The organism is Variovorax sp. Root473 (genome assembly GCF_001426505.1).
GTDB lineage: Bacteria > Pseudomonadota > Gammaproteobacteria > Burkholderiales > Burkholderiaceae_C > Variovorax.
Window position 1 is genome coordinate 552820 of sequence record NZ_LMEV01000017.1, and the last position, 10519, is coordinate 563338.

The 10519-nt window shown below is 68.1% G+C and carries 8 protein-coding genes; 3 read left to right on the plus strand and 5 right to left on the minus strand.

Translation table 11 applies throughout. The annotated features are described in order from the left end of the window. Nucleotides 1–49: 49 nt before the first annotated feature. A complete protein-coding gene (locus ASD34_RS15945) occupies nucleotides 50–1870 on the minus strand; it encodes a glutamine--tRNA ligase/YqeY domain fusion protein (RefSeq protein WP_056579377.1) in 1821 nt (606 codons plus the stop codon). Nucleotides 1871–2007: 137 nt separating this feature from the next. Here ASD34_RS15945 and ASD34_RS15950 point away from each other — a divergent pair, with 137 nt between their 5' ends. Next, nucleotides 2008–2358, plus strand: coding sequence for a hypothetical protein (locus tag ASD34_RS15950; RefSeq protein WP_056579379.1), 351 nt, complete (start codon nucleotides 2008–2010; stop codon nucleotides 2356–2358). Between the two features lie 79 nt (nucleotides 2359–2437). On the opposite strand, the gene ASD34_RS15955 is transcribed toward ASD34_RS15950, so the two are convergent. From ASD34_RS15955 to ASD34_RS15970, 4 genes are all read right to left on the minus strand, one after another. Continuing rightward, nucleotides 2438–3283, minus strand: a complete 846-nt coding sequence (locus tag ASD34_RS15955) for a LytR/AlgR family response regulator transcription factor (RefSeq protein ID WP_056579381.1) — start codon at nucleotides 3281–3283, stop codon at nucleotides 2438–2440. A gap of 29 nt (nucleotides 3284–3312) precedes the next feature. Beyond that, nucleotides 3313–4398 carry a sensor histidine kinase gene (locus ASD34_RS15960; RefSeq protein WP_056579383.1) on the minus strand — a complete coding sequence of 362 codons (1086 nt, stop codon included), beginning with the start codon at nucleotides 4396–4398 and terminating at the stop codon, nucleotides 3313–3315. Further along, nucleotides 4398–4694 (minus strand): 2TM domain-containing protein, encoded by a 297-nt coding sequence (locus ASD34_RS15965; RefSeq protein ID WP_056579384.1) that lies wholly within the window; start codon nucleotides 4692–4694, stop codon nucleotides 4398–4400. The genes ASD34_RS15960 and ASD34_RS15965 overlap by 1 nt, the downstream gene beginning before the upstream one ends. 103 nt (nucleotides 4695–4797) lie before the next feature. Then, nucleotides 4798–5319 (minus strand): DUF6622 family protein, encoded by a 522-nt coding sequence (locus tag ASD34_RS15970; RefSeq protein ID WP_056579386.1) that lies wholly within the window; start codon nucleotides 5317–5319, stop codon nucleotides 4798–4800. A gap of 291 nt (nucleotides 5320–5610) precedes the next feature. Between ASD34_RS15970 and ASD34_RS15975 the strand changes: the two genes are divergently transcribed. Both ASD34_RS15975 and ASD34_RS15980 read left to right on the plus strand, forming a co-directional pair. Continuing rightward, entirely contained in the window at nucleotides 5611–7239 is a 1629-nt protein-coding gene (locus ASD34_RS15975) for an efflux RND transporter periplasmic adaptor subunit (protein WP_056579388.1), read from the plus strand. 61 nt (nucleotides 7240–7300) lie between these two features. After that, entirely contained in the window at nucleotides 7301–10426 is a 3126-nt protein-coding gene (locus tag ASD34_RS15980) for an efflux RND transporter permease subunit (RefSeq protein WP_056579389.1), read from the plus strand. The last annotated feature ends 93 nt before the right edge of the window (nucleotides 10427–10519 follow it).

Consider the following 10519-nt stretch of genomic DNA (forward strand, 5'->3'; position numbering starts at 1 on the left):
AGCCGGAGCCACGACGGCCCCGGCTTTGCGCAGAGCGATAAACCGGGGCTTACTTCGCCCAGCTGTCCCGCATCCCCGCTGCGCGGTTGAACACCACCGCCTGCCCACCGGCAGCAGTGGCTTTCGCGTCGCGCACGAAGTACCCATGGCGTTCGAACTGGATGCCCACGCCGGGTTCGGCCTTGGCGAGCGACGGCTCGACGAACGCGGTGCATACCTCGAGGCTGTGCTTGTTCAGCTCTTCCAGCAGCTCGCCGCTGCCCGGGTTGGCTTCGGCAAACAGCCGCTCGTACAGCCGCACCTCGGCCTGCAAGGCATCGGCCGCGGCCACCCAGGTGATGTTGCCCTTGACCTTGATCGCGTCTGCACCCGGCGTGCCGCTCTTGGTGTCGGGCACGAGCGTGGCCTGCACTTCGACGAGCTTGCCGTCCGCATCGCGCGTGGCGCCGGTGCATTCGATGACGTGGCCGTATTTCAGGCGCACCTTGTTGCCCGGGAACAGGCGGAAGAAGCCCTTGGGCTGTACGTCCTCGTAGTCGGTGCGCTCGATCCAGACGTCGCGGCCGAGCTTGAACTCGCGCTTGCCCATTTCGGGGTGGTGCGGATGCACGGGTGCCGAGCAGTCGTCGAGTACGTTGTCGCCGCCCATCAGGTCGCCCCAGTTCGTGATGACCAGCTTCACCGGGTCGAGCACGGCCATGGCGCGCGGCGCGATCGGGTCGAGGATGTCACGCAGCGCGGCTTCGAGGCTGGCGTACTCGATCCAGCCGCCCGATTTGGTGGTGCCGCTGCGTTCACAGAACAGCTGCAGCGCGGCGGGCGTGTAGCCGCGGCGGCGCAGGCCGGCGATGGTGGGCATGCGGGGGTCGTCCCAGCCGTCGACGTGCTTTTCCTCGACGAGCTGGCGCAGCTTGCGCTTGCTGGTCATCACGTGGGTCACGTTCAGGCGGGCGAACTCGTACTGGCGCGGGTGCGGGCTGGCGACGAGGCCGCCTTCGGCCAGGCGGTCGAGCAGCCAGTCGTAGAAGGGGCGCTGGTCTTCGAATTCGAGCGTGCAGATGGAGTGGGTGATCTGCTCCAGCGCGTCTTCGATGGGGTGCGCGTAGGTGTACATCGGGTAGATGCACCACTTGTCGCCCGTGTTGTGGTGCGTGGCCCGGCGGATGCGGTACAGCGCGGGGTCGCGCATGTTGATGTTGGGGCTCGCCATGTCGATCTTCGCGCGCAGGACGGCGGCGCCGTCGTCGAGCTTGCCGTCGCGCATCTCGCGAAAGCGCGCGAGGTTTTCTTCGGGCGTGCGGGTGCGAAAGCGGCTGTCGGTACCGGGCGTGTTGAAGTCGCCGCGGTTGGCGCGCATTTCGTCGGGCGTCTGCTCGTCGACATACGCCAGGCCGGCGCCGATGAGGTACTCGGCGGCTTCGTACATGAAGTCGAAGTAGTTGCTGGCGAAGTACTCGTGCTCCTGCAAGGTGCCGGGCGCACTGGGACGGTCGGCCAGGCAGGTTTCGTAGCCGAGCCACTTCACGGCGTCGCGGATGGAGTCGACGTACTCCTGCTCTTCCTTTTCGGGGTTGGTGTCGTCGAAGCGCAGGTGGCACACGCCGCCGTATTCCTTGGCCAGCTCGAAGTTCAGCCAGATGCTCTTGGCGTGGCCGATGTGCAGGTAGCCGTTGGGCTCGGGCGGAAAGCGCATGCGCACCTTGGCGGGGTCGGGCATGCCCTGGGCATGGTGGGCGGCGTCGCCCGGGGAGCCGCCCCAGGTGCGGCCTGCGTAGGCACCCTGTGCGAGGTCGTTCTCGATCACGTGGCGCAGGAAATTGCTCGGTGCAGCGGTCGTTTTGGTGCCGCTTTTGTCGGTCGGGGAGGTCATCGTGTCATTCTAGAGGGGGGTCTGCCGGGGTTACTTTTGGCAACGCTCTTCACATTGCAGCGTCCACCCGCTTTGCAATTGGGGCGTTCAATACACACATGGGCGCACAACGCCCTCTCAACAAGGAGATCCACATCATGAGCGTCACACGTTCTACCTTCTTCAAATGGGCCGCTGCCGGTGCGGTGGCCTTCGGTGCCCTGTTTGCGGCCACCTCGGCAAGCGCCCGGGGCGACGTGAGCTGGTCGATCGGCGTCGGCGTGCCCGGCGTGGCGGTCGGCGTGGGCGGCCCGGCCTACTACCCGGCGCCGGTCTATGCACCGCCGGCCCCGGTGTACTACGCGCCGCCGCCCCCGGTTTACTACCGTCCGCCGCCGCCGGTGTACTACCGTCCGGCACCCGTGTACTACGCACCGCCGGCCTATTACGGTCCGCGCTACTACGGTCGCGGCTATCACCGCGGTCATGGCCACGGGCACTGGCGCTGATTCGCAACGCCATTCGTGACTGAATGAAAAAAGCCGGCCCCGAAAAGGCCGGCTTTTTGCTGCGCGCGGCGCGCAGATTTCACATGGCGCGAAACAGGTGGGCGTAGAGCCGGCTGACCGGGATCTTCTCGGTCCGCCCGCGCAGCGCGAGATGCAGCTTGCCGGCTTCGTCGCGGTGCACCGCCTCGATGGCCTCGCTGCGCACCACCACCGCGCGGTGCACCTGCCAGAAGGCGCCGGGGTCCAGCTGGGGCAGCAGTTGCTTGAGCGGCGTGCGGATCAGGTACTCCTGCGTGGCGGTGAGCACGCGCAGGTATTTGTCGGCCGCCTCGAAATACAGCACTTCGTCGATCGGCACCATGCGCACGGTGGCGCCGCCCGCATCGCTGGCGGCAATCATGCGCAGGGGCGTTGACGACGACGATGCCGTCGGGGCCGCACTGGCCGCACCGGCGGCGCCCAGCACCTGCCGCCACTGGGCAAGGGTGCGCTCCAGCACCTCCTCGGGCGGGACGGGCGGCGTCATCGACGGCGCGGCCGCCGCCAATGCCTGCTGCAGCCGCGCCACGGTCTTGCGCAGGCGCTCGGACTGCACGGGCTTGAGCACGTAGTCGATGGCTTCGGCCTCGAAGGCGCGCGCGGCGTACTCGTCGTAGGCGGTCACGAACACCAGCTGCGGCATGGGCGCTTCGTCGGTGGGCCAGCTGTCGGCCAATTCGGCGGCGGCGCCCAGGCCGTCGAGGCCGGGCATGCGGATGTCGAAGAACAGCACCTGCGGCAGCAGCCGCAACGCCTCGCGCACGGCGCTGTGGCCGTCGCGGGCGGTGGCGACCACGCGCAGTTCGGGCCAGGCGGCGGCCAGTTCGGCCTGCAGGGCCTGGGCGAGCAGCGGTTCGTCTTCGGCGATGAGGGCGGTGAGTGGCATCGTCTTCCTGTCGTCGTCGTTGGGCCTGTTCAGGCGGGCAGCGGAAGGTGCAGCGTGACGCGCGTACCGCCGCCCGTGACCGCGGGGCGCAGGCTCAGCCGGCCTTGTTCACCGTACACGGTGGCCAGCCGTTCGCGCACCTGTTCGAGCCCGAAACCGCCGCCTTCTTGCGAGGGCTGGCGAGGTGCCGCATCGAGCCCGACACCGGTGTCGCTCACCTCGATGACCAACTGGTCGGCCTCCTTGCGCGCGCGCACGGCGATCTCGCCGCCTTCGACCTGGGGCTCGAGCCCGTGGCGGATGCTGTTCTCGACCAGCGGCTGCAGCAGCAGCGGCGGCACCGGCGTGTCGCGCAGGTCGTCGGGCAGGTCGAGCGTGTAGTGCAGGCGCTCGCCCATGCGCACCGACATCAGTTCGAGGTAGTCGCCGAGCCGGTCGAACTCCGCCGACAGCGGATGCGACAGCGCGCGCGAGCCGCTGAGCGTCATGCGCAGGTAGCTGTTGAGCCGGTCGAGCATGGCCACGGCGCGCGGCGGGTCGACGGTGATGAGTGCGCGCAGGTTGGCCAGCGTGTTGAAGAGCATGTGCGGCTCGAGCTGGGTTTCGAGCAGCTTCAGGCGCGCCTCGGTGGCGTTGCGCTGTGCCAGGTCGATCTGGCGTTGCATGTGCTTGCTGCGCCCCAGGCTGTAGAAGAGGTAGCACATGCCGATGGTGGCCGCCAGCGTGATGACGATGGTGGAGGCCATCCGGTGCCGGGCGAAGCCGCTGAAGTCGAACAGCGGCCGGCCGACCCAGGCATCGCCGATGGCGCCGCCGCCGAGGAAGCCCAGCACGACGCCGAAGGCCACCAGCACGAAGCCCCAGGGGCCGTGCGGCCAGAGCACGTTCTGGTGGCCGCTGATGAACAGGCGCCCGGTGTCGATGACCAGCCAGCTGATCGTTCCGATCGACAGCGAATACACCATCTGCGAACTCCAGCTGCCCACGCCCGAGACCGCCAGCGCCGCCGCGATGACGCAGCAGAAGGTGACCGTGATCAGGCCGTGCCGCAGGATGTCCCGCAGGTTCTCGGCGCGAAAGCGCGAGGGGCGGGCGGTGTCCGCCGCTGCCGTCATCAACGGTCCTCGGCGCCCAGGGTGCGGCGCTCGCGCGCCACCAGCCGGTCGTAGAAGCCGCCGCCGGGTGCCAGGAACCAGACCACCGCGCCGTGAATCAGCAGGCCCAGACCCCAGCCCATCAGCGGGTAGACGGCCCACGTGTGGCCGCGCGAGGCGGCCAGACCGACCAGGCCGAGGTTGACGATCACGTAGACGAAGGCGTGGATGTACCAGCCCATCTTGGCGCCGGCGCGGCGACGGGCGCGCTTTTCGAGGTCGGCGTCGGCAGGGTTCGAAGGGGTGGATGTGTTCATGGCAGTTCTCCTTGGACAGGCAGGTCAGGATGGGTGGATGGGGGATGCGTTCGAACTCGGTCCTGACTGTTCTGGCCGCAAGGGTCGGAACGGGACCGGAATCTTAGGCCGCGCGGGCGCCACTGACCATCGCGCCCGACGCGGCGGCCAGCCGCCACAGGCGCGCGGCACGGGCCGCGAAGACGCCGCTGAAGGCGCCGTACAGCGCCGGCACGCCCAGGGCGAAGGCCGCGTGGTGGCGCAGCTGCGGGTGCAGGGCCAGCGACACGCCCACCACGTACTTGGTGAAGAAGATGCCCATCATGAGCATCAGCGGCACGGCGGTGCCGGCCACCTCGAACTGGCGCGCCGCCGCGTCGTAGCGCGTGGTCGGCGGCAGCGGACGGCGCAGCACCAGCACCATGAGCACCAGCGCGGCCACGGCCCAGCCGAGCAGCGCGCCGGCCGAGTCGCCGAACACCGACACCACGCCCCAGAACGAGAGGCCGGCCATCGCGACCGGCATCACCAGCACGCGGTTCAGGCCGATGCGGTTGGCCACGAGCTGGCGGCCGCCGAGCCAGGCCAGCAGGACGAACACGGCGAACACCCACTTCGGGGTGTGAAGAAGGATCTGCATCAGCATGGGAGGCTCCGTTCGGTTGGAAGAAGAAGGCAAAGAGGACAGCGAATCGATGGAGCGGACTGTGCCGATGCCGTCCGGCCCCCGCCACCGCCCTGCGACGAAATGCGGATGGGCGGCGTGAAGTGCCGGCCGCCGGCGTGAATGGCGGGCGGGCGGGGGGCGCGGCGGATGTCGCTCGGAAGCTTTACCGTCGCTTTACGGCACGTAAAACTTGGGGAGTGATATTTCGCGCTGTACTCTAGGCCGCCTCCCTTCAGGTCGCTCTTTCGCACCCCTTCGCACGCACCGCCCATGGATTCCCACACGCCCCCCGAGCCCCTGCCACCCATCGTGTCGCCGACCCATCCTCCGGCGCGCCGGCGCCGCTGGTTCGGGAGCCTGATGGCCCTGATTCTCTTGGTGGCCCTCGGGGGCGGTGCCTGGTACCTCATCCAGCGTTCCAAATCACCGGCGCCCGGCGCGGGTGGACCTGGCCAGGGGCGTCCCGGCGGCGGTGGGCCGGGCGGGCGCGCGGGTGGTGGCGGGCCGGCCTCCAGCACCGTCGGCACCGCCGTCGCGCGGCAGGCCGACATTCCGGTGCAGCTCGAAGCACTCGGCACGGTCACGCCGCTGGCCAACGTGACGGTGCAGCCGCAGGTGTCGGGCGTGCTCACGGCCGTGCTGTTCAAGGAAGGCCAGATGGTCAAGAAGGGCGACGTGCTCGCCACCATCGACCCGCAGCCCTTCGAGAACGCGCTGGCGCAGGCCGCCGGTGCGCGCCAGCGCGACGAGGCACAGCTGGCCGCGGCGCGCGTCACGCTGCAGCGCTACCAGACGCTGCTTGGGCAAGACTCGATCGCCCGCCAGGACGTCGACACCCAGGCCGCCTTGGTCAAGCAGCTCGAAGGCACCGTGGCCATCGACCGCGCCAACGAGAACACCGCCAAGCTCAACCTGGCCTGGAGCCGCATCACGGCGCCGGTGAGCGGACGCATCGGCCTGCGGCCGGTGGACGCGGGCAACTACATCTCGACCGGCACCACGGGCGGCGTGGCCACCATCACGCAGATTGCGCCCATCGATGTCGAGTTCTCCATTCCGCAAGACCGCGTGCCCGAGGTGCAGGAGCGACTGGGCCAAGGCGCCACGCTCGCCACCACCGCCTTCGACCGCACACGCACGCGCCGGCTGGCCGAGGGCACTTTTTCCACGCTCGACAACATGGTCGACACGCAGACCGGCACCGTGAAGGCCAAGGCGCGCTTCACCAACGCCGACGGCGCCCTGTTTCCGAACCAGTTCGTCAACCTGCGATTGCTGCTGCGTACCGTGAGCAGCGCGGTGGTGGTGCCGGTCACGGCGCTGCGCCACGGGCCGAACGGCGACTACGTGTACGTGGTGACAGCCGAGAACACGGCCTCGCAGCGGCCGGTGACGCGTGGCGAATCGAGCGTCGATTTCGCCTCCATCACCAAGGGCCTGCAGGCCGGAGAAACCGTGGTGACCGAAGGCGGCGACCGGCTGAAGGACGGCGCGCGCGTGCAGACCACGGTCGACCGGCCGGCCGGTGCGGCCTCCGGCGCGGCAGCGCCGGGTGGACGGCGTGGAGGACGTCGGCAGGAAGGTGGCGGTGGTGCGGGCGGTGCCCAAGGTGGCGGTCGCCCGGCCGAAGCGGCGGCGCCGGCTGCAGCGCCAGCGGCAGCAACGCCTGCACCTGCCGCAGCCCCTGCCGCCACGCCCGCCAAGCTCCCCACCGCCGAGCAGCGCCAGCGCATGCTTGACGCGGCCAAGGACGAGCCCGAACAACTCGAGCGCCGCAAGCGTTTCCTCGAAGCGCTCGACCGCGGCGACCCGGCCGCACTGGAGCGCTGGCAGCGCATGGCCGAGCGTGGCGGTGGCGGCGGTGGCGAACGCGGCGATGAGGGGCGGCGCAGCCCATGAGCGCCGCGCAGGGCCGCCCCAAGCAAGCTCGCACCGCAGTGCAAAGCACGAAGGTATATCCATGAGTCCGTCGCGCCCGTTCATCCTGCGGCCGGTCGCCACCTCGCTGCTGATGCTGGCCATCGTGCTGGCCGGCCTGGTGGCATTTCGCTTCCTGCCGCTGGCGGCGCTGCCGCAGGTCGACTATCCGACGATCCAGGTCCAGACGCTCTACCCCGGGGCCAGCCCCGAGGTCATGAGCAACACCGTCACCGCGCCACTGGAGCGCCAGTTCGGCCAGATGTCGGGCCTGGACCGCATGAGCTCGACCAGCGCCGCGGGCGTGTCGATCATCACGCTGCAGTTCTCGCTGGGCCAGACGCTGGACGTCGCCGAGCAGGAAGTGCAGGCCGCCATCAACGCCGGCGGTTCGCTGCTGCCGGCCGACCTGCCCGCGCCGCCGGTGTACGCCAAGGTCAATCCGGCCGACGCGCCGGTGCTCACGCTGGCCATCACCTCCGACACGCTGCCGCTCACCGAGGTGCAGAACCTCGTGAACACCCGGCTCGCGCAGAAGATCAGCCAGGTCTCCGGCGTGGGCCTCGTGTCGCTCAGCGGCGGGCAGCGCCCGGCCGTGCGCATCCAGGCCAACACGCAGGCGCTCGCGGCCAACGGCATCGGGCTCGATACGCTGCGCACCGCCATCAGCGCAGCCAATTCCAACGGCGCCAAGGGCAGCTTCGACGGCCCCAAGCGCGCGTACACGATCAACTCCAACGACCAGCTGCTTACCGTCGAGGACTACAAGAACCTCATCGTCAGCTACAAGAACGGCGCGCCGATCCGCATGGTCGACGTGGCGCGCGTGGTCAACAGCGCCGAGAACGCACAGCTGGGCGCCTGGTCCGGCCGCAAGGTCGATGGCGGGGTGCAACTCACGCCGGCCATCATCCTGAACGTGCAGCGCCAGCCCGGCGCCAACGTGATCGCCACCGTCAACGCCATCAAGAAACAGTTGCCCGAGTTGCAGGCCGGCCTGCCCGCGGGCCTGCAGATCGAAGTGCTGAGCGACCGCACCGCCGGCATCCGCTCGTCGGTGCAGCACGTCGAGATGGAACTGGTGCTGGCCGTGGTGCTGGTGGTGCTCGTGATCTTCGCCTTCCTGGGCAGCCTGCGCGCCACCGTCATCGCGAGCATCGCGGTGCCGATCTCGCTGATCGGCAGCTTCGGCCTGATGTACCTGCTGGGCTACAGCCTGAACAACCTGAGCCTGATGGCGCTGACCATCGCCACCGGCTTCGTGGTGGACGACGCGATCGTCATGATCGAGAACATCGCGCGCTACATCGAGGAAGGCGAGAAGCCGCTGCAGGCCGCGTTCAAGGGTGCGGCGCAGATCGGCTTCACCATCATCTCGCTGACCGTGTCGCTCATCGCGGTGCTGATCCCGCTGCTGTTCATGGGCGACGTGGTGGGCCGCCTGTTCCGCGAGTTCGCCGTGACGCTGGCGATCACCATCCTGATCTCGGGCGTGGTCTCGCTCACGCTGGTACCGATGATGTCGGCGCGCTGGCTCAAGCACGAACCGAAGAAGGATGCGACGGGCACCGGTTTCGGCGCGCGCGCCCAGCGTTTCTTCGACGGCGTGATGGTGCGCTACGACCGCTCGCTGCACTGGGTGATTGCGCACCAGCCGCTCACGCTGCTGGTGGCGCTGCTCACCATGGTGCTGACCGTGCTGCTGTACCTCACCATTCCGAAGGGTTTGTTCCCCACGCAGGACACCGGCCAGCTGCAGGCCCGGGTGCAGGCCGCGCAGGACGTGTCCTTCGAGCGCATGGCGCAGCTGCAGCAGCAGGCGGCGCGCGCCATTCTTGAAGACCCCGACGTCGAGAACCTGAGTTCGTTCGTCGGCGTGGACGCGGCCAACAACACGATGCTGCACACCGGCAGCATGCTCATCAACCTGACGAAGAGCCACGACGACCAGCAGGAGGTGATGGACCGCCTGCGCGAGCGCGTGCAGAAGGTGGCGGGCCTCACGCTGTACCTGCAGCCCACGCAGGACCTGACCATCGATGCCGAGACCGGTCCGACCGAATACCGCGTGTCGCTCGAAGGCGTGAACAGCGCACTGGTCACCGAGTGGATGCAGAAGCTCGTGGCGAAGCTGCAGGAGTCGGACAAGGTGCGCAATGTGAGCAGCGATGCCGGCGCGCAGGGCCTGGCCGCGTACGTGAACGTGAACCGCGACACGGCTTCGCGGCTGTCGATCACCGCGAGCTCGGTGGACGACGCGCTGTACAGCGCCTTCGGCCAGCGCATCGTCTCGACCATCTTCACGGAGACGAACCAGTACCGCGTGATCCTCGAGGCCCAGCCTGGCATGGTGAATACGCCGCAGACGCTGGGGCAGCTGAACCTCATTGCGGGGTCTGGCACGGCGACGCCGCTGTCGGCCTTTGCGGAGATCAGCGAGCAGCAGGCGCCGCTGCAGATCACGCACGTGGCGCAATACCCGGCGAGCACATTGAACTTCGATACGGCCCCGGGGGTGTCACTCGGCGGGTCGGTGGCGGCGATTCGTGCGGCTGCGAAAGAGATCGGGTTGCCGGGCAGCGTGACGATGACTTTTCTGGGAGCTTCGGGGGCTTATGAGAAGTCTTTGTCGAATCAGCTGTGGTTGATTCTGGCGGCGGTGGTGTGCGTGTACATCGTGCTGGGAGTGCTGTACGAGAGCTATGTGCATCCGCTGACGATCTTGTCTACGTTGCCTTCTGCGGGGGTGGGGGCTTTGCTGGCCTTGATGATCACTGGCAATGACCTGGGGGTGATCGGGATCATCGGGATCATTCTGCTGATCGGCATCGTGAAGAAGAACGCGATCATGATGATCGACTTTGCGATCGATGCGGAGCGGACGCAGGGGAAGTCGGCTCGTGAGGCGATTCATCAGGCTGCTTTGCTGCGGTTTCGGCCGATCTTGATGACTACGTTGGCTGCGCTGTTTGCTGCTGTTCCCTTGATGTTCAGTTTTGGGGACGGGGCTGAGTTGAGGCGTCCTCTCGGGCTTGCGATCTTTGGGGGGTTGATCGTTAGTCAGTTGCTGACTTTGTTCACTACGCCGGTTATTTATCTGGCGTTTGATCGGTTGGGTGGGGGGAGTGCTCGGGCTTCTTCTTCGGAGCTTGAGGAGGAGGCGGCTTGATCTGTCTGTACTCCTGTTGCTTGTTTGCTCCCCGGGGCCGGGAGTTCCGCCCGGCGGCGGACTCACTTTCTTTTGCTTCGCCAAAAGAAAGTA

What these genes read in the sequence shown, in the direction of transcription:
- ASD34_RS15945 (WP_056579377.1), bottom strand. Translation starts at nt 1,870, where the DNA reads ATGACCTCCCCGACCGACAAAAGCGGCACCAAAACGACCGCTGCACCG.
- ASD34_RS15975 (WP_056579388.1), top strand. Translation starts at nt 5,611, where the DNA reads ATGGATTCCCACACGCCCCCCGAGCCCCTGCCACCCATCGTGTCGCCG.
- ASD34_RS15980 (WP_056579389.1), top strand. Translation starts at nt 7,301, where the DNA reads ATGAGTCCGTCGCGCCCGTTCATCCTGCGGCCGGTCGCCACCTCGCTG.
- ASD34_RS15955 (WP_056579381.1), bottom strand. Translation starts at nt 3,283, where the DNA reads ATGCCACTCACCGCCCTCATCGCCGAAGACGAACCGCTGCTCGCCCAG.
- ASD34_RS15965 (WP_056579384.1), bottom strand. Translation starts at nt 4,694, where the DNA reads ATGAACACATCCACCCCTTCGAACCCTGCCGACGCCGACCTCGAAAAG.
- ASD34_RS15970 (WP_056579386.1), bottom strand. Translation starts at nt 5,319, where the DNA reads ATGCTGATGCAGATCCTTCTTCACACCCCGAAGTGGGTGTTCGCCGTG.
- ASD34_RS15950 (WP_056579379.1), top strand. Translation starts at nt 2,008, where the DNA reads ATGAGCGTCACACGTTCTACCTTCTTCAAATGGGCCGCTGCCGGTGCG.
- ASD34_RS15960 (WP_056579383.1), bottom strand. Translation starts at nt 4,398, where the DNA reads ATGACGGCAGCGGCGGACACCGCCCGCCCCTCGCGCTTTCGCGCCGAG.